The sequence below is a fragment of the Blastococcus tunisiensis genome (assembly GCF_900112815.1).
Taxonomy (GTDB): Bacteria; Actinomycetota; Actinomycetes; order Mycobacteriales; family Geodermatophilaceae; genus Blastococcus_B; species Blastococcus_B tunisiensis.
The window spans coordinates 22,005-39,634 of the sequence record NZ_FOND01000009.1; the positions used below are offsets into that span (position 1 = coordinate 22,005).

Below are 17,630 nucleotides of genomic sequence, written 5' to 3' on the forward strand. Positions count from 1 at the left end.
GGGGTGTCCCGGGGATCGGGGGTGGTGGCGCTCGCAGGAGCGCCGCCCACGACGGTCATGGCGCTCACGGGAGCACGACGACCTGACCGGCGAAGGTGAGCCCTGCGCCGTAGCCCAGGAGCAGGGCCAGGTCGCCGCTCTTGGCCTCGCCGCTCTCCAGCAGGGCCGCCAGCGCCAGGGGCACCGACGCCGACGACGTGTTGCCCGACCGCACGATGTCGCGGGCGATGACGGTCCGCTCCGGCAGCTTCAGCCGCTTGGCCATCAGCTCGATGATCCGCAGGTTGGCCTGGTGGGGTGCGAAGACGTCGATGTCGTCGGGGCCGACGCCCGCGCGGCGCATGGCCTCGACGAGGGTGTCGGTGAGCTTGGTCGTGGCCCAGCGGTAGACCGCCTGGCCGGCCATGCTCATGCCCGTCTCGTTCTCCGGGATGGCGATGGCCTCGTGCAGGTCGCCGTCGCTGCCCCAGACCACCGGGCCGATCGTCGGCTCGTCGGCGGGCCCGACGACGGCGGCACCGGCGCCGTCGGCGAAGATCACCGCCGTCGCGCGGTCGTCGAGGTTCGTGTAGTCGGTGAGCCGCTCCCCGCCGATGACCAGCGCGTTCCGCGCCGATCCGGTCCGGATGGCGTCGGCCGCCGCGCTGAGCGCGTAGCACCAGCCCGCGCAGCCGGCGTTGACGTCGAAGGCGCCCGGCCGGGGCACGCCCAGCTGGTGCGCGATCCGCGGGGCGAGCCCGGGGATCGCCTTGGGCGGGCTGGTCGTGGCGAGCAGCACCAGGTCGATGTCGTTGGCGTCCAGACCGCTGGCCGCCAGGGCCTTGCCGCCGGCGGCCACCGACATCTCGACGAGCGTCTCGTCCGGTTCGGCCCACCGCCGTTCCGCGATGCCGACGCGCGCCTGGATCCACTCGTCGTTGGTCTCCATGCGCTGCGCCAGCTCGTCGTTGGTCACCCGCCGGCGTGGCCGGTAGCTCCCGAAGCCGAGGAGGCGCGCGCCGGGCGCGCCGGCCGGCAGCTGCAGTGTCGTCATGCCGTGACCTCCGGGTAGAGACGGGCGATCGGGTCGCCGGCGTCCACGAGGTCGCCCTCGTGCACGAGCCACTCGGCCAGTACCCCGTCGTAGCCGGCGGAGACATGGACCTCGTCGCGGCGGCTGCGCACCAGGCCCAGCGGCGTGCCGGCCGGCAGGTGGGTGCCCTCGGCGACCTCGGCCGGACTGACCGTGCCCCGCACCGGGGAGACGACGACGCGCCAGTCCGGCAGGTACTCGGCCTCGCTGCGGCCGCGTTCGGCTGCGATGAGCTCACGCGCGCGGTCGAGGTCGGCCGGGCCGGTCACCGCGAGGATCTCGATCCCCGCCCCGTTGACCTGGTGGCCCTTCCACTCGCGCTTCGCCAGCCCCGCCAGGGCTCCGGCCGGGGGCAGCTCGATGACGGCGGTGACGCCCAGTTCCCGCATGGTGGCCAGGCACGCGTCGAAACGCACGGGGCTGGTCACCTGGCTGACCAGCCGGGCCACCGCCTCGGCGCCGGTGGGCAGGGCGGAGCCGTCGGCGTTGGAGAGCAGCAGACGGCTCGGCTCGGCCGGGGCCAGGCCGCCCACCAGCCCCTCGAGCTCGGTGCGCGCCGAGGTCATGTACTCGGTGTGGAAGGCGCCGGCGACCGACAGCGGCATGATCCGGGCCTTCGCGGGCGGGTCGGCCTTGAGCGCGGCCAGGCCGTCGAGGGCGCCGGCGGCCACGATCTGGCCGGCGCCGTTGAGGTTGGCCGGGGTGAGGCCGTGCTTCTCGATGGCGGCCAGCACGTCGTCCGACTCGCCCCCGAGCACGGCGGACATGCCGGTCGGCGTCTGCGCGCAGGCGGCGGCCATGGCCCGGCCGCGGACGGCGGTGAGGGCGATCGCGGCCTCGACGGAGAGGACTCCGGCCAGCGCGGCGGCGGTGAACTCGCCCACGCTGTGCCCGGCGATGACCACGTCGCGGCCGGCGTGCGGGCTGTGGGTCACCGGTCCGGGCAGCCCGCCGAGCTCGCGGGCCACGAAGAGGCTCATCGCGACGACCAGGGGCTGGGTGACCGCCGTGTCCTTGATCGCCTCGGCGTCGCCCGTGGTGCCGAGGGTCAGCAGGTCCGCATCGGCGATCGCACCGGCCCAGCGGAAGAAGGACTCGGCGCCGGGGAGGTCGAGCCAGTCGGTGAGCATTCCGGGTTTCTGCGCACCCTGTCCGGGGGCGAGGACGGCCAGCACCCCCTCACCGTGCCAGTGATCATCCGGCGGCGTGGCGGTGTCGGCCACGAAAGCACACCGCTGATCTTTGTAGGAACCCTCCAAAACGGCCGCCCTGTCACGGGCCGTTCACCGCCCCGACTCGTGGGAAACGCCTCATCAGTGCCAGAGCGACCGCTCGTGGTCGAGCTGCGCGAGGGCGAGCGCGACCTGCAGCGTCCAGCTGCCGCGCGGGTCGGTGACCGAGACACCGGTGATCTCGGCGGCCCGTTTGAGCCGGTACCGGACGGTGTTCGGATGGACGAAGATCGCCCGCGCGCTGGCCTCCAGGTTGCCGCCGCTGCTGAGCACGGCCCGAACCGTCTCGAGCACCTCGCCGCCGGCGGCCTGCAGCGGCGCTGCCACCCGCTCGGAGAGGGCCGCGCGGGCGAGCGGGTCCCCGTCCAGGGCACGTTCGGCCAGCAGCGCGTCGGCGGCCACCGGGCGGGGCGCCTCCGGCCACGCCCGCGCGGCGCGGAGCCCGGCCAGGGCGGCTGCCGCGGACTCCCCGGCCCGTGCGAGCCCGTCGACCACCGGCCCGGTCACCACCGGGCCCTCGCCGAACTCGTCGCTGACCCGCTCCGCCACCTCGTCCAGGTCGTCGGGCCGGCCGAGGACGACGACCAGCTGCTCGGCGTGCACGCCGACGAGCACGTCGCTGCCCAGCGACCGGGCGGCCCGGCGGACGGCGCCGTGCGGGTCCTCACCGGCCGGCGTGGCGCCCACGAGCACGACCACCGGGGTGCTGGTGGCCCACCCCAGCGCGGCGGCCCGGCCGGAGAGCTCCTCGGACCGCTCGCCCCGGACCAGCGCGTCGACGACCAGCGCCTCCAGCCGGGCGTCCCAGGCACCGCGGTTCTCGGCGAAGCTGGCGTAGACGTGCGCGGTGGCGAAGGCCACCTCGCGGCTGAACTGGAGCACCGCCAGGTGCAGGGCGTCCTCGTCGCCGGGCTCGGCGACGGAGGCGACGTGGTCCTCCAGGACGTCGACGACCACCTGGATGAGGTCCACGGTCTGCTTGAGCGCCACGACGCGGACCAGCTCGCGGGGGGCGGCGCCGAAGACGTCGCCGGTGAGCCGCGGCGGGCGGCCGGGGTCGCGGCACCACTCCACCAGGGAGGCGATCCCGCGCTGGGCCACCAGGGTCACCCACGACCGGCGGTCGGCGGGCATGGCGCGGAACCAGGGGAGCTGCTCGTCCATCCGGGCCACCGCACGGGTCGCGAGCGCGCCTGAGGAGCGCTCCAGCCGACGGATCGTGCCCTCGGTCGGCGGGCGGTGGTTCACCCGGCTCCTCACCCGGCCAGCGTGTCACGGGAGAGGCCGTCGGGGAGAGTGGGGCGGTGGAGGTTCCCCCGGCCGGCAGTGCGGCCCTCACCCGTACGCGTGCGCCGGTCCGGGCGGTGGTCACCCTCCGTGCCATCGGCCCGTGCTCCGCACCGCCCGGCGGCCGGACGGTCCTCCGATGACCGGGTTCGACCAGCGCATCGTGCTGGCTCCGGAGGACGGGTCGCTGGGCCCGCTGCTGCGCATGGCCGACGACCGGCTGGCGCCGCACGCCGGGTACGGCCGGCACGAGCACCGCGCGGTCGACGTCGTGGCGGTCGTCCTGGCCGGATCCCTGCGGCACCGTTGGGGGGACGGCGCCGAGCTCGCCGCCGGTGACGCCGCGGTGCTCCGCGCCGGGGCCGGGCTGGAGCACGACGAGGTGGCCGGGGCCGAGGGCGCGCGCGTGCTGCAGTGCTATCTCCGGAGCGCCGCCCCGGGCGCCGCCCCGTCCCACCGGGTGCACCGGGCCGCCTCCGGCTGGGTGGACCTCGACCGCGAGGACGCCCGGCTCTGGGTGGGCCGCGCGGCCCCGGGGGAGTCCGTCCCGGTGCCGGCCGGGTTGCTCGTCTCCCGCGGCCGGGACGCCGTGGTCGTCCGGCAGCAGCCGGGCGGGGCGGTGGTCGGACCCGGCGTGTTCCTGGTCTGGGAGCTCGACGCGGAGCGGCCGGCGTGGGCGCGGGACTGACGCGCCGCCGCTGCAGGTGCCCGGGCGCGGTGTGAGAGTGGGACGCATGCCGACCAGCGCCCAGGAGCTGCTCTCCGCCGCCTACGACGACGCCGACCGCACCATCGACCTGCGCCGCCGGCTGCACCGCTGTCCCGAGATCGGCCTGCACCTGCCTCGCACCCAGGAGCTGGTGCTCGAGGCCTTCGCCGATCTGCCCGTGCAGCTCACCACGGGCACCTCGACCAGCTCGGTCGTCGCCGTGCTGCACGGGTCGCGGCCCGGCCCCACCTACCTGCTCCGCGGCGACATGGACGCCCTGCCGGTGCACGAGGACACGGGTCTGCCGTTCGCCTCCGAGCACCCCGGTGCCATGCACGCGTGCGGGCACGACACCCACGTGGCGATGCTGCTCGGTGCCGCGCGGTTGCTGGCCGCGCGGCGGGACGAGCTGGCCGGGCAGGTGGTGTTCATGGTCCAGCCGGGGGAGGAGGGCTTCCACGGCGCCCGCTACATGCTCGAGGAGGGACTGCTGGACGTCGTCCCGGAGGCGCCGGTCAGCGGGGCGTTCGCCCTGCACGTCGGCTCGACCCTGCCCAGCGGCAGCGTGCACGTGCGGCCGGGCCCGATGATGGCCGCCGCCGACCAGTGGGCGATGACCGTGCAGGGCCGTGGCGGGCACGCTTCCGACCCCGCCGCGGCCGCCGACCCGATCCCGGTGGCCGCCGAGATCGTGCTGGCGCTGCAGTCGATGGTGACCCGCCGGGTCGACGTCTTCGATCCCGCCGTCGTCACCGTCGCCCACCTCGCGGCCGGCTCGACCAACAACGTCATCCCCGACACCGCGTTCCTCGAGGGCACGATCCGCACGCTCTCGGCGGAACGGCGGGCCGACGTCGTCGCGGCCGTCCGGCGGGTGGCCACGCACATCGGTGCCGCGCACGGCCTGGAGGTCGCCTTCGAGCACGAGCAGGGCTACCCGGTGACGGTCAACGATCCGGCCGCGGCGGCCGCGGTGCTGGCCGAGACGCGGGAGCTGCTGGGGGAGCGGGCGAGCGTGCTGTCGTCGGCCCCGCTCATGGGCGCCGAGGACTTCTCCTACGTGCTGGAGGCGGTGCCCGGCGCCATGGCCTGGCTGGGCGCGTGCCCGCCGGGGCTGGACCCGGCCACGGCGCCGGCCAACCACTCCAACCTGGTGGTCTTCGACGAGGAGCCGCTGCCGGCGGGCGCGGCGCTCTACGCGCGGATGGCGATGCGCGCGCTCGCGGCGTCAGGCTGAGGCCCGCCGGACCAGGTGGGTGGCGCACACCCGGGTCTCGACGGGGGCGTCGGCGTCCTCGATCCGGCGCAGCAGCAGCTCCAGCATCAGCGCGGTCATCTCCCCGAGGGGCTGGGCGACGGTGGTGAGCGGCGGGTCGCAGGCCTGCGCGAGCGGTGCGTCGTCGAAGCCGACCAGCGCGACGTCGTCGGGCACCCGCCGCCCGGCCGTCCGCAGCGCCTGCAGCGCTCCGGCCGCCATCGGGTCCGACGCGACGAACACGGCGTCGAGGTCCGGGGCGCGGTCGAGCAACCGGCTCATCGCCCGCATCCCGCCGACCTCGCCGAAATCGCCGCCGTCCACCAGGTCCGGGTCCGGCGTGCGCCCCGCGGCCTCGAGCGCGCTGCGGTAGCCCGCGTAGCGGTCGAGCCCGGCGACCATGTCCAGCGGGCCGGTGATCGTGGCGATCCGGGTGCGGCCCTGCGCGAGCAGGTGGCGGGTGGCCGCGGCGGCACCGCCGGCGTTGTCGGCGTCGACGTAGGACACCTCGCGGCCGTCGAGCGGGCGGCCCGACAGCACCAGCGGGACGCGCGAGGAGGCCAGGATCCCGGGCAGCAGGTCGTCGCTGTGCAGCGACAGGAGGATCACCCCGTCGACGTGGCCCTGGCGCGCGTACCGGCCGATCTTCTCCTGCTCCCGCCGGTCCCGCGCCGCGAGCAGGACGAGGGTGCGGTCGGTGTCGGCGAGGTGGGCCGACAGGCCCTGCACGATGCTGGCGAAGAAGGGGTCGGAGAACAGCTGGGTCCCCGACTCCGAGAGCACCAGTGCGACGGTGTCGGTCCGCCGGGTGACCAGGCTCCGGGCCGCCCGGTTGGGCACGTAGCGGAGCGTCTCGACGGCGGCCCGCACCGCCTCGCGGGCCGTGGGGCTGACCCGCGGGGAGTCGTTGACCACCCGCGACACGGTCGCGCGGGAGACGCCGGCCAGGGAGGCGACCTGGTCGAGGGTGGGCGTGCCGGGCCGCGCCGCGGTGCTGCTCATACGTGCTCCTCGGGTCGGGGACCGGCCGGCCGCGCTGGTGCGCGGCGGTCCACCGTAGTCGCTGTGGAAGCGTTTCCACGAGGGCCTTGACATCCCGGTGGGGTGGCCGGACGCTGACCTCCGGCGCGAGGTGGAAGCGTTCTCACGCCGTCGTCGACCGCCCGTCCCGCCGTCCCTCCCGAGGAGTTCTGCGTCCATGACCTCGACCGACGCCCGACCCGACCGCGCCGCCGGGCTGGTGTTCCCGCCCGGATTCGTCTTCGGGGCCGCCACCGCCGCCTACCAGATCGAGGGCGCGGTGGACGTCGACGGCCGTGGCCTCTCCATCTGGGACACGTTCAGCCACACGCCGGGCCGCACCTTCCAGGGCCACACCGGCGACGTCGCCGTCGAGCACTACACCCGCTACCCGGAGGACGTCGCCCTGATGGCCGAGCTCGGGCTCTCGGCCTACCGGTTCTCGGTGGCCTGGTCGCGGGTGCTGCCCGAGGGGGCCGGGCGGGTGGAGCAGCGGGGGCTGGACTTCTACCGCCGCCTGGTCGACGAGCTGCTGGCGGCGGGGGTCGACCCGTGGCTGACCCTCTACCACTGGGACCTGCCGCAGGCGCTGCAGGACCGCGGTGGCTGGACCGACCGGGACACCGCGGCCCGTTTCGCCGACTACGCCGGCACCGTCCACGACGCGCTCGGCGACCGGGTGCGGCACTGGTCGACGCTCAACGAGCCGATGTGCAGCGCCCTGCTGGGCCACATGTCGGGCCAGCACGCCCCGGGCCTGCGCGACGCCGCCGCCGCGTCACGGGCCACGCACCACCTGCTGCTCGGCCACGGGCTGGCCACCCGGGCGCTGCGCGACCGGGGTGCCGACTCGCTCGGGATCACGCTGAACTTCACGCCCATGACGCCGGCCACCGACCGGCCCGAGGACGTCGACGCGGCCCGCCGGCTGGACGGCCAGCAGAACCGGATGTTCCTGGTCCCCGTCGTGACCGGCGCCTACCCCCCCGACGTCGAGGCCGACCTCGCCGCCGCCGGGGCGCCGCTGCCGATCCAGGACGGCGACCTCGAGACGATCGCGGCGCCGCTGGACTGGCTGGGTGTCAACTACTACTTCGAGTCGACCGTGCAGGTCCGTGATCGGGCGCCGGACGACCCGACGCACTTCATCGGCGGCGAGGACGTCGTGGAGCTGGACCCGGAGGGCCCTACGACCACGATGGGCTGGGGCGTCAGCCCGGGCACCTTCACCCGGCTGCTGGGCTGGATCTCCGAGCAGGCGCCGGGGCTGCCGCTGGTGATCACCGAGAACGGCTCGGCCTGGCCGGACGAGGTGGCCGAGGACGGCGCCGTCCACGATCCCGAGCGCACCGACTACCTGCTCCGCCACCTCGAGGCCGTCACCGACGCCGTCGCGGCCGGCGCCGACGTCCGTGGGTACTTCGCCTGGTCGCTGCTGGACAACTACGAATGGGCCCGCGGGTACGCGCAGCGGTTCGGCCTGGTGCACGTCGACTACGACACCCAGCGGCGGACGCCCAAGGACAGTGCCCGCGTCTACGCCGACATCCTGCGCCGCCACCGCGAGGCCCAGGGCTGACCCCGGCTCGGTCCGTCCCTCAGCGGGGCCGGAGCCGCCGCTCCTGACGTCCAGCCGCGTCACGGCGCGGCTGGACGTCAGGTGCAGCGGCTGGACCTAGGTCCCGCCGGGGCGACCGGACCAGGGCCGGGACCGTGAGTTCCACGGTCCCGGCCCCCTGGCTCAGGTGGCCGGGCTGGGGTCCGACCGCTCGTCGGCCGGCGCCGCCTGCACGTCGCGCACCTGGTACTTCTCCACCGCCTGCTTCACCACGTCGCGGTCCAGCCGGCCCCAGTCGGCCAGCGAGGCCAGCGTGCGGACGACGATCGTCTCGGCGTCGACGTGGAAGTGCCGGCGCAGCGCCGGGCGGGTGTCGGACAGGCCGAACCCGTCGGTGCCCAGCGTCTGCATCCCGTGCGGCGCGTACGGAGCGATCAGGTCCGGCACCGCCCGCATCCAGTCCGACACCGCGACGACCGGCCCGTCCGCGTCCTGAAGCCGGGAGGTGACGTAGGGGACCTGCGGCTCCTCCTCCGGGTGCAGCAGGTTGTGCTGGGAGACCGCGTCGGCCTGGCGGCGCAGCTCCCCCCACGAGGTCACCGACCAGACGTCCGCGGAGACGTTCCAGTCGTTCGCCAGCAGCTCCTGCGCCCGCAGCGCCCACGGCACCGCCACCCCGGACGCCAGCACCTGGGCCTTCGGGCCGTCGGTCTGCGGCCCTTCGGCGTAGCGGTGCATGCCCGCCAGCACACCCTGGACGTCGAGGCCCTCCGGCTCGGCCGGCTGGACGAACGGCTCGTTGTAGACCGTCAGGTAGTACATGACGTCCGGCGAGCGGTGGCCGCCCAGCGGGGCACCCGGGTCGTCGCCGTACATCCGGACGATGGCGTCCCTGGTGATGTGCGCGACCTCGAAGGAGAACGCCGGGTCGTAGGACACCACCGCGGGGTTGGTGTGGGCCAGCAGCAGCGAGTGCCCGTCCTCGTGCTGGAGACCTTCGCCGTTGAGCGTCGTCCGACCGGCGGTGGCACCCAGGATGAACCCGCGCGTCATCTGGTCGGCGGCCGCCCAGAAGCCGTCACCGGTCCGCTGGAACCCGAACATCGAGTAGAAGATGTAGATCGGGATCATCGGCTCGCCGTGCGTGGCGTAGGAGCTGCCGACGGCGGTGAACGACGCCGTGGAGCCGGCCTCGTTGATGCCCTCGTGCAGGATCACGCCCTGCTCGGACTCCTTGTAGGCCAGCATCAGTTCCCGGTCGACCGACGTGTACCGCTGTCCCGCCGGGTTGTAGATCTTGTGCGACGAGAAGAGCGAGTCCAGGCCGAAGGTGCGCGCCTCGTCCGGGATGATCGGCACGAAGCGGGGGCCGAGCTCCTTGTCCTTGAGCAGCTCCTTCAGCAGGCGGACGAACGCCATCGTCGTCGCCACCTCCTGCTTGCCCGAGCCGCGGCGCAGGACCTCCAGCGCCTTGTCGTCGGGTGCCTTGAGCGCCTTCGCCTCCGAGCGGCGGCGCGGTACGGCGCCGCCGAGCTGCCGGCGCCGCTCGAGCATGTACTGCATCTCGTCGGAGTCGGGGTCGGGCTTGTAGTACGGCGGCATCGTCTTGTCGAGCGCCTCGTCGGGGATGTCCAGGTAGAGCCGGTCGCGGAAGAGCTTGAGGTCGTCCGCGGTCAGCTTCTTCATCTGGTGGGTCGAGTTGCGGCCCTCGAAGTGGTTGCCGAGCGTCCAGCCCTTGATGGTCTTGGCGAGGATGACGGTCGGCTGGCCCTTGTGCTCCTGCGCCGCCTTGAACGCCGCGTAGACCTTGCGGTAGTCGTGCCCGCCGCGGGAGAGGTTCCAGATCTCCTTGTCGCTCATGCCCTCGACGAGCTTGCGGGTGCGCGGGTCGCGGCCGAAGAAGTGCTCGCGGACGAAGGCGCCGTCCTCGGCCTTGTAGGTCTGGTAGTCGCCGTCCGGCGTCTGGTTCATCAGGTTGACCAGCGCACCGTCCCGGTCGGCGGACAGCAGCGCGTCCCACTCCCGGCCCCAGATCACCTTGACGACGTTCCAGCCGGCGCCGCGGAAGAACGACTCCATCTCCTGGATGATCTTGCCGTTGCCGCGCACCGGCCCGTCGAGCCGCTGCAGGTTGCAGTTGACCACGAAGGTGAGGTTGTCCAGCTCCTCGCGGGCCGCCAGGCCGATGGCGCCGAGCGACTCGACCTCGTCCATCTCGCCGTCGCCCAGGAACGCCCACACGTGCTGGTCGGAGGTGTCCTTGATCCCGCGGTCGTGCAGGTAGCGGTTGAACCGCGCCTGGTAGATCGCGTTCAGCGGCCCCAGGCCCATGGAGACGGTGGGGAACTCCCAGAAGTCGGGCATGAGCCGTGGGTGCGGGTAGGAGGACAGCCCGCCGCCGGGGTGGCTGACCTCCTGGCGGAACCCGTCGAGCTTGTCCTCGGAGAGCCGGCCCTCGAGGAAGGCGCGGGCGTAGATGCCGGGGGAGGAGTGGCCCTGGAAGTAGATCTGGTCGCCGCCGCCGGGGTGGTCCTTGCCGCGGAAGAAGTGGTTGAAGCCCACCTCGTAGAGCGAGGCCGAGCTGGCGTAGGAGGAGATGTGCCCCCCGACGCCGATCCCCGGGCGCTGCGCCCGGTGCACCATGATCGCGGCGTTCCACCGGATGTAGGCGCGGATCCGGCGCTCGACGTGCTCGTCCCCGGGGAACCACGGCTCGCGGCTGGGCGGGATCGAGTTGATGTAGTCGGTGCTCCGCAGGGCGGGCACGCCGACCTGCTGCTCGCGGCTGCGCTCGAGCAGCCGGAGCATCACGTAACGGGCGCGTTCGCGGCCGGCGTTGTCGACGACGGCGTCGAGCGAGTCCAACCACTCCTGCGTCTCGTCGGGGTCGGTGTCGGGGAGTTGGCTGGGCAGCCCGTCGGTGATGACCGCGCGGGGCGTGCCGGCGTCGCGGGCGGGGTCGCCGTCCGACTGCTGCGGTGCGCTCATGTGTCCATCGTCTCCCGTCGGGGCCATGATCGTCACGTCTACCGACCGGTTGTGTGCCGAGTCGCGCGTCGGCGTTGATCGTCTCCCACGGGTGGCGGGCCGCTACGGGCGGCTTGCGCCACACGCGACATGCCCTACGCTTCCGCCAGCGGTGGCTCGGACGGAACGGGCGCCGCGCCGCACGACCGGGGTCGATCCCGGGCAGCGGGCGTCGGGGAGAGCGAGAGGGGTGACATGACCAGGCAGCGGGGAAGCCGCCCGCCGGTCGTGTCCGTCCCGCGCGCGTTCGATCCCGGCATCTGCGGGGGAGACGGTCCGGCACCGCGGCTCCCCGGCACCCCCCGTCCCGACGACGGGAACCAGTGAGCGGGACGCGTCCGCGCGCGTCCGGCGCCCCGACAGGGCACCATCCACCCCACGACCGGTCAGCAACAGGCCACTCCATGGAGGATCAGCAGGGATGAGCGTCGACAGCACCGGCATGGCGGCCCGGCTGGGCATCAAGCCGGGCATGGTCGTGCAGGAGCTCGGGTGGGACGAGGACGCCGACGAGGACCTGCGCGACGCGATCATCGAGGTCTCCGGCGGGGAGATGGTCGACGAGGACACCGACGAGGTGGCCGACGTCGTCGTCCTCTGGTGGCGGGAGGACGACGGTGATCTCTTCGATGCGCTCACCGACGCGATCACCTCGCTGGCCGACGAGGGCGTCGTCTGGCTGCTGGTTCCCAAGTCCGGCCGGCCCGGCCACGTCGAGCCCGGCGACGTCACGGAGGTCGCGCCCACGGCCGGCCTGTCCCAGACCAGCAGCATCTCCGCCGCCAAGGACTGGTCGGGGATCCGCCTGGTCACCCCGAAGGCCGCCCGCACCCGCCGCTGAGGCACGATCGGCCCATGAGCCTCTCCGTCGGCGACGCCGCGCCCGAGTTCAGCCTCCCCGACCAGGACAAGCAGGTCGTCTCCCTCGCCGAGCTGCGCGGGACGCCGGTCCTGCTGGTCTTCTACCCCTTCGCGTTCTCCGGGCTGTGCACCGGCGAGCTGTGCCAGCTGCGGGACGAGCTGTCGGTGTACACCGACGCCGGGGTGCGGGTGCTGGCCATCAGCACCGACCCGGTCTTCAGCCTCAAGGCGTTCAAGGAGCAGCAGGGCCTCGACTTCCCGCTGCTCTCGGACTTCTGGCCGCACGGCGTCACCGCCGAGGCCTACGGCGCGTTCAACGAGAAGGCCGGCATGGCCCTGCGGGCGACGTTCCTGGTCGACGCCGACGGGAAGATCACCTTCGCCGAGGTCAACTCTCCCGGCGACGTCCGCGAGCAGTCGGGCTGGAAGGACGCGGTCGGTAAGCTCGCCTAGCCCGGGGCCCAGGTGGTCGGCGTCCGATGCCCCTCGACCGTTCGAGGGCCGCGGAGGACGGACCCTCCGACCTGGGCACCCACGGGCGCGTAGCTCAGCGGGAGAGCTCTCGCCTTACAAGCGAGCGGTCGCAGGTTCGATCCCTGCCGCGCCCACTCACCGTCGCCGTCCCGCGCCGCCGGGCGCCGGTCCGCGGGCTCCGGGTGGCCCAGCACCGGTCACCGCCTACTCGCGGACGACCCACACCTCGGCGGGTCCCCGCGAGGTCTCCTGGAGCTGCCGGGGCTCGAAGCGCTCGTAGACCCCGAACCAGCGGGGTCCGTCGTAGACGAGGACGGAGGTCTCGAGCTGCTCGGCGGGCACCTCGTCGACCTCACCGTGGCGGGGGCCGCCCCAGTGCGAGATCAGCGGCATGGAGGTCACGGTAGTCGCGGGTGCGCCGGCGCCGTCGGCCCCCTCCAGGACACCGCCCCGAGCGTGCGAGGGGTGGGGAGGAGGGGGTCCTTCCTCAGGCGGCGGTGCCGTGCGCGGCGACCGGGTCCGCAACCGTCGGGGCGGCCGGCTTCGGGAAGGCCGGGCGCAGGAACAGCGGCGCCCGGAACTTCTGCCACGAACCCTCCCGCTGGGCCAGCCGGTCGGCCACGGCCCAGATGGAGGCGGGGTGGTGCCCGAGCCCGAGGTGGCTGGCCATGACGGCGATGTTCTCGCACAGCTCGCCCGGGGTGTCCAGGCAGGTCTGCCAGTGCACGATGCCGTCGTAGTGCGAGTAGATCGACGTCGCGGGCACGGTCAGCGGGGTGTTCTCCGACTCCAGCGGCAGGGTGCGGTGCTCCACGTGCAGGTGGGAGAAGCGGTCGAAGACCTTCGTCGCGCGGCTCTGGCTGTGCCGGGCGAGCCGGAACGGGCTGCCCAGGGTGATCACCTGGCGGACCGACTCGGGGGAGCGGCGGGCCAGGTCGCGGGCGAAGATGCCACCCAGGCTCCAGCCGATCAGGGAGACCGGCCGCTGGTGCTTGTCGCTGAGGTGGCCGAGGAGGTCCCGGGTGCCGGTCACGCAGCTGGCCGTGGGGCCGATGTTGCGGCCCAGCCCCCAGCCGTGGGCGTCGTAGCCCAGCCTCCGGAGCACCGCCCGCAGCGCGCGGGTCGAGGTGTCGTCGGCCAGCAGCCCCGGCAGGACCAGCACCGGGTGCCCGTCACCGTGCGGCAGGCGGGACATCAGCGGCTTGGCGGCGAGGTAGAGGCCGTAGTCGCCGACGGCGCGGGTCGGCTCGGTGAGGTAGAGCGGGAGCGCGGGTCCGTCGTCCTGCCGTGAAGCCACTGTCGTCCTCCTGGTGCCGACTGCCGTTGGTACCGACAACTACCAAGATGCGGCCTGGCTCACACTCCGCGGGCACGGAGCGCGGGCAGATGTTGCCCAATTGTGTCCTGGGTCATATCAGCCGTTCACGTTCCGCTCGGATCGGTGTGGTCGTGCACCGGCCACGGAACGCCGAGATGACGGTCGCGTTGCCTGCGGGCGCGGCCGTCCCCGGCGAGGCAGGATGCAGCGATGACCGAGCGACGCGACGAGTACGGGCAGAGCAGGACCGTGGACCTCGGCGGTCCCGTCCACTACGTCGACTTCGGCGGCCCGGAGTCGGCCCCGACGGTCGTGCTCGTGCACGGCCTCGGTGGCTCGCACCTGAACTGGGACCTGTTCGCCCCGCTCATCCGCGGCTCCGCCCGCGTCCTCGCCGTCGACCTGCCCGGATTCGGCCTCAGCGAGCCGGGCCTCCGGCTGGCGACGGTGCAGAACAACGTCACCGTCCTCGACCGGTTCCTGCGGGAGGTCGCCGGGACGCCGGCCGTCCTGGTCGGCAACTCGATGGGCGGGATGATCTCCATCCTGCAGGCCGCCCGGCAGCCGGAGACGGTCAGCGGCCTGGTGCTCGTGGATCCGGCGGTGCCCGGGCCCCGGCAGCGGCTCGACGCCCGGGTGGCGGCCAACTTCGCCGTCTTCGCCGTACCCGGGGTGGGGGAGCGGTTCCTCGCCGCCCGGCGGCGCCGTCGCGGCGCGCGCGCCACCGTCCTCGACACCCTCGCGCTCTGCGGGCTCACCGAGAACGACGTGCCGCCGCGGCTCGTCGAGCGCTCCATCGAGCTGGTCGACCGGCGGCAGGACGTCGCCGGGATGGACCGCGCCTTCCTCACCGCCGCGCGCTCGCTGCTGCTGCTCCTGCTCGACCCGCGGCTGCTGCGCCGGGCGATGGCCGCCGTCCGGGTCCCCGTCCTGCTGGTGCACGGGGACCAGGACCGGCTCGTGCCCGTGGCCGCCGCGCGGCAGGCCGCGCAGCGGCACCCGGGCTGGGCCTACCTCGAGCTGCCCGGGGTGGGGCACGTGCCGCAGCTCCAGGTGCCCGAGCAGCTGGCCGACGCCGTGCTCGACTGGCTGCGGGAGACGGCGCAGGTGCGGGCGGTCTGACCCACCCGGCGTCCGGTCGGGGTCAGGGCCCGAACGACGCCCGCAGGGCCTCCAGACCGGTGTACCGCGGCCGCCAGCCCAGCTGCTCCCGCGCCTTCGTGGTGTCCATGATCGCCGGCCGGGCGGCCGCCTCGACCCACTCCGCGGCCGGGGGCAGGAACGGCAGCCGGCTGAACGCGCGCGCGGCGGCCTGCGCGGGTGCGGGCGGCAGGCCGATGGGCAGCGCGCCGAACTCCCGGGCGACGTCGGCGGCGGTCAGCACGCCGTCGCCGGCGATGTTGTAGGCCCCCGGTGGGCCGGCCCCGACGATGCACTGCACGAGCGCCCGCCCGACGTCCTCCTCGTGGACGAACTGCAGGGGCAGCTCGGGGACCAGCACGGGGACCGGGACGGGCAGCCGCCGTGGCCGGCCGAACAGCTTCCGGCCCAGCGGGGCGAGCGGTCCGGGCAGCACGTCCTTGCCGCCGATCACGTTCGGCCCGAGCACCACGGGAGGGCGGAGCAGGAAGAGGGCCAGCTCCGGGTGCCTGCCCGCCTCGGCGTCCAGCAGCTCCTCGAGCTCGGCCTTCTCCTGGGCGTAGAAGAGCCGCGCCGCCGGACGGGTGGGCCACTGCTCGTCGATCCGCTCGGGATTGTCGGGATGGAAGCCGTACGCGGCGACGGAGGAGGCGTAGACGAACCGCCCGGCCCCGGCCGCGGCCGCGGCGCGGAAGACGTTGAGCGTGCCGTCCACGTTGATCGACCGGGTCACCTCGCGCGAGGCGTTGCCGGTGATGAGGAACGCCAGGTGGACCACCACGTCCACGCCGTCGAAGGCCGTCCGCAGGGCCTCGGCGTCGCGGACGTCGCCCTGCCGGTACTCCATCTTCGTCCAGCCGCGCGCGGCCGGGTCGAACGGGCGGCGGGCGATCCCGATGATCCGGCCGATCCGCTCGTCGTCCTGGAGCAGCGGGACCAGGCCCGAGCCGAAGGTGCCGGTCGGCCCGGTGACGGCCACGGTGAGCCCGCCTCCGGCGCCGTCCGGCTCGTCCAGCCCGCGCGGCCCCTCGCCGAGCGCTCCGGATCCGCGCTGCCGGCCCGGGCTCACCGGGCGGCTGCCGGAGAGGCCTTCGTGGCCGGCGCCTTCTTCGCGGCGCGCTTCGCCGGTGCCTTCCGCGGTGGCGGCGGCGTCCGTCCCGTCGCCGCGTCCGCCTCCGCCTCGGCCCGGATCTCCTCCTCCGTGTGCCTCCGCGCCAGGGTGAGGAGCTCCTCGATGCCGCGACGGATGCCACCGGAGAGGACGTCGACGTCGGGGTAGCCGTCGAAGTCGGCGTTGATCCCGAAGGTCATCGTGTTGAGGTAGGAGAAGATCCCGATGGAGCACCGGGTGCCCCCGGCGATCGGCACGTAGGCGGTGGCGCTGACCATGCGCTTGCCGAGGACGTACAGCGGCACGCGGGGGCCGGGCACGTTGGTGGTCACCGCCTGGCACCACATCTGGCCCGCCTGCAGCGCCGCCCGCACCCCCATCGACAGCAGCGTCGGCGCGACGAAGTTCCCCATCGAGATGATCGAGTTGGCGTCCACCGCCTGCATGGCCCGCTTGTACTCGTCCATCTGCCCCCGGATCGAGGTCAGCCGGGCCACGGGGTCCGACAGGCCGACCGGCAGGTCGACGAAGACCGCCGACACCTGGTTGTTCAGGCTGCCCTTCTGGTCCTCCCGGCGCACCGAGACGGGCACCATCGAGCGGACCACCAGCTTCTCCGACGACAGCTCTCCCCGGCTCTTCAGCAGATCGCGGAAGCCGCTGGTGATCGCGGTGAGGACGACGTCGTTGACCGTGCCGCCGAACGCCGTCCGGACCGCCTTGAACTCCTCGAACTTGCCCTCGGTCCAGGCCCAGCGCCGGTGCGGGCCGATCGGGCCGTTGAGCGACCGCGCGGTGGGGGTGATCGCCTGCTTGGCCAGCGAGGGCACCGTCTGGGCGAGCGTCCTCCCGGATGCCGCCAGCTCCTTGACCATCCGGACGGGGCTGCCGATCGCGGGCGCGTTGGCCAGCTGCTGCACCGGGTTCGTCAGGCTCTCCGACACCGAGCCGGCCATGATCTCGAGGGTCGAGGGGCTGCGCCGGGGCGTCCAGTCCTGCACGGCCTCGTGCGTGGCCTCGGGGTCCAGGTCGAACATCAGCTGCATGAGGTCGGTCCCGGCGACGCCGTCGACCATGCAGTGGTGCACCTTGGAGATCAGCGCCCAGCGGTCCTCGGCCAGGCCCTCGACCAGCCACAGCTCCCAGAGCGGCTTGGCCATGTCCAGCCGCTGGCCCAGGACGCGTCCGGCCAGGTTGCGCAGCTGCTCGTCGCTGCCGGGGTGCGGCACGGCGGTGTGCCGCACGTGGTACAGGATCTGGAAGTGCGGGTCGTCCACCCACAGCGGCCGGCCGAGCTGCATCGGCACCGGGCGCACCCGCTGCCGGTACCGCGGGACCTTCGGCAGCTTGCTGAGGATCAGCCGCACGACGTCGCCGTAGGTGGGAGCCGGGCCGTCGAAGACGGCCACCGACCCCACGTGCATCGGGGTGTTCTCGCTCTCCGCGTAGAAGAAGCCCGCATCGAGGGCGCTCATCCGGTCCACGTTCTGCTCCTCGCCGCCCCTGGTCGCGCTGTTCGGACCGGGGCCATTCGCACGTCGTCGGGTGGCCGCTGAAGTTAGGCGT

15 protein-coding genes and 1 tRNA gene are annotated in these 17,630 nt (G+C 73.9%); 7 read left to right on the forward strand and 9 right to left on the reverse strand.

The genetic code is table 11. The features are described from left to right. Window positions 1–64: 64 nt before the first annotated feature. The 3 genes from BM142_RS12475 to BM142_RS12485 all read right to left on the reverse strand — a co-directional run bounded on the left by BM142_RS12475 (window position 65) and on the right by BM142_RS12485 (window position 3,564). Complete coding sequence (locus tag BM142_RS12475) at window positions 65–1,033, reverse strand: beta-ketoacyl-ACP synthase III (protein ID WP_092198952.1); 969 nt, start codon at window positions 1,031–1,033, stop codon at window positions 65–67. Beyond that, entirely contained in the window at window positions 1,030–2,295 is a 1,266-nt protein-coding gene (locus tag BM142_RS12480) for an acyltransferase domain-containing protein (protein ID WP_254790852.1), read from the reverse strand. The genes BM142_RS12475 and BM142_RS12480 overlap by 4 nt, the downstream gene beginning before the upstream one ends. A 90-nt stretch (window positions 2,296–2,385) precedes the next feature. Beyond that, the gene (locus tag BM142_RS12485) at window positions 2,386–3,564 is read right to left on the reverse strand and encodes a PucR family transcriptional regulator (RefSeq protein ID WP_092198955.1); all 1,179 of its coding nucleotides are present in this window, start codon (window positions 3,562–3,564) and stop codon (window positions 2,386–2,388) included. 166 nt (window positions 3,565–3,730) lie between these two features. On the opposite strand from BM142_RS12485, the gene BM142_RS12490 reads away from it, so the two are divergent. Next, window positions 3,731–4,279: a pirin family protein gene (locus BM142_RS12490; RefSeq protein WP_092199438.1), complete on the forward strand. Its 549-nt coding sequence runs from the start codon at window positions 3,731–3,733 to the stop codon at window positions 4,277–4,279. 46 nt (window positions 4,280–4,325) lie between these two features. Then, a complete protein-coding gene (locus BM142_RS12495) occupies window positions 4,326–5,537 on the forward strand; it encodes a M20 metallopeptidase family protein (RefSeq protein WP_092198958.1) in 1,212 nt (403 codons plus the stop codon). On the opposite strand, the gene BM142_RS12500 is transcribed toward BM142_RS12495, so the two are convergent. Next, window positions 5,529–6,557, reverse strand: coding sequence for a LacI family DNA-binding transcriptional regulator (locus tag BM142_RS12500; protein WP_092198961.1), 1,029 nt, complete (start codon window positions 6,555–6,557; stop codon window positions 5,529–5,531). The two genes, BM142_RS12495 and BM142_RS12500, sit on opposite strands and share 9 nt — an antisense overlap. A gap of 196 nt (window positions 6,558–6,753) precedes the next feature. Between BM142_RS12500 and BM142_RS12505 the strand changes: the two genes are divergently transcribed. Next, window positions 6,754–8,154, forward strand: a complete 1,401-nt coding sequence (locus BM142_RS12505; protein WP_092198964.1) for a GH1 family beta-glucosidase — start codon at window positions 6,754–6,756, stop codon at window positions 8,152–8,154. Window positions 8,155–8,316: 162 nt separating this feature from the next. Here BM142_RS12505 and aceE read toward each other — a convergent pair whose 3' ends face one another. Further along, complete coding sequence (gene aceE, locus BM142_RS12510) at window positions 8,317–11,121, reverse strand: pyruvate dehydrogenase (acetyl-transferring), homodimeric type (protein ID WP_092198967.1); 2,805 nt, start codon at window positions 11,119–11,121, stop codon at window positions 8,317–8,319. Window positions 11,122–11,581: 460 nt separating this feature from the next. Here aceE and BM142_RS12515 point away from each other — a divergent pair, with 460 nt between their 5' ends. The 3 genes from BM142_RS12515 (at window position 11,582) to BM142_RS12525 (ending at window position 12,629) form a co-directional block, all read left to right on the forward strand. Next, window positions 11,582–12,001 (forward strand): DUF3052 domain-containing protein, encoded by a 420-nt coding sequence (locus BM142_RS12515; RefSeq protein WP_092198970.1) that lies wholly within the window; start codon window positions 11,582–11,584, stop codon window positions 11,999–12,001. A 14-nt stretch (window positions 12,002–12,015) separates the two neighbouring features. Further along, complete coding sequence (locus tag BM142_RS12520) at window positions 12,016–12,474, forward strand: peroxiredoxin (protein WP_092198973.1); 459 nt, start codon at window positions 12,016–12,018, stop codon at window positions 12,472–12,474. Between the two features lie 83 nt (window positions 12,475–12,557). After that, window positions 12,558–12,629: transfer RNA gene (locus BM142_RS12525), tRNA-Val, on the forward strand. 70 nt (window positions 12,630–12,699) lie between these two features. On the opposite strand, the gene BM142_RS12530 is transcribed toward BM142_RS12525, so the two are convergent. Both BM142_RS12530 and BM142_RS12535 read right to left on the reverse strand, forming a co-directional pair. Then, on the reverse strand, window positions 12,700–12,888 hold the full coding sequence (locus tag BM142_RS12530; protein WP_139228879.1) for a hypothetical protein: 189 nt from the start codon (window positions 12,886–12,888) through the stop codon (window positions 12,700–12,702). A gap of 94 nt (window positions 12,889–12,982) precedes the next feature. Further along, a complete protein-coding gene (locus BM142_RS12535; protein WP_092198979.1) occupies window positions 12,983–13,792 on the reverse strand; it encodes an esterase/lipase family protein in 810 nt (269 codons plus the stop codon). A 231-nt stretch (window positions 13,793–14,023) separates the two neighbouring features. On the opposite strand from BM142_RS12535, the gene BM142_RS12540 reads away from it, so the two are divergent. Then, a complete protein-coding gene (locus BM142_RS12540; RefSeq protein WP_092198982.1) occupies window positions 14,024–14,935 on the forward strand; it encodes an alpha/beta fold hydrolase in 912 nt (303 codons plus the stop codon). Between the two features lie 22 nt (window positions 14,936–14,957). On the opposite strand, the gene BM142_RS12545 is transcribed toward BM142_RS12540, so the two are convergent. Together BM142_RS12545 and BM142_RS12550 are read right to left on the reverse strand one after the other, a co-directional pair. Continuing rightward, window positions 14,958–16,022 carry an NAD-dependent epimerase/dehydratase family protein gene (locus BM142_RS12545; protein WP_254790854.1) on the reverse strand — a complete coding sequence of 355 codons (1,065 nt, stop codon included), beginning with the start codon at window positions 16,020–16,022 and terminating at the stop codon, window positions 14,958–14,960. Next, window positions 16,019–17,539: a WS/DGAT/MGAT family O-acyltransferase gene (locus BM142_RS12550; protein WP_254790893.1), complete on the reverse strand. Its 1,521-nt coding sequence runs from the start codon at window positions 17,537–17,539 to the stop codon at window positions 16,019–16,021. The genes BM142_RS12545 and BM142_RS12550 overlap by 4 nt, the downstream gene beginning before the upstream one ends. Window positions 17,540–17,630 lie beyond the last annotated feature (91 nt).

Bases quoted from the DNA above. Each gene is read 5' to 3' on its own strand.
- BM142_RS12515 (WP_092198970.1), top strand. From the start codon at position 11,582: ATGAGCGTCGACAGCACCGGCATGGCGGCCCGGCTGGGCATCAAGCCG.
- BM142_RS12540 (WP_092198982.1), top strand. From the start codon at position 14,024: ATGACCGAGCGACGCGACGAGTACGGGCAGAGCAGGACCGTGGACCTC.
- BM142_RS12530 (WP_139228879.1), bottom strand. From the start codon at position 12,888: ATGCCGCTGATCTCGCACTGGGGCGGCCCCCGCCACGGTGAGGTCGAC.
- aceE (WP_092198967.1), bottom strand. From the start codon at position 11,121: ATGAGCGCACCGCAGCAGTCGGACGGCGACCCCGCCCGCGACGCCGGC.
- BM142_RS12490 (WP_092199438.1), top strand. From the start codon at position 3,731: ATGACCGGGTTCGACCAGCGCATCGTGCTGGCTCCGGAGGACGGGTCG.
- BM142_RS12500 (WP_092198961.1), bottom strand. From the start codon at position 6,557: ATGAGCAGCACCGCGGCGCGGCCCGGCACGCCCACCCTCGACCAGGTC.
- BM142_RS12520 (WP_092198973.1), top strand. From the start codon at position 12,016: ATGAGCCTCTCCGTCGGCGACGCCGCGCCCGAGTTCAGCCTCCCCGAC.
- BM142_RS12475 (WP_092198952.1), bottom strand. From the start codon at position 1,033: ATGACGACACTGCAGCTGCCGGCCGGCGCGCCCGGCGCGCGCCTCCTC.
- BM142_RS12495 (WP_092198958.1), top strand. From the start codon at position 4,326: ATGCCGACCAGCGCCCAGGAGCTGCTCTCCGCCGCCTACGACGACGCC.
- BM142_RS12550 (WP_254790893.1), bottom strand. From the start codon at position 17,539: ATGAGCGCCCTCGATGCGGGCTTCTTCTACGCGGAGAGCGAGAACACC.
- BM142_RS12505 (WP_092198964.1), top strand. From the start codon at position 6,754: ATGACCTCGACCGACGCCCGACCCGACCGCGCCGCCGGGCTGGTGTTC.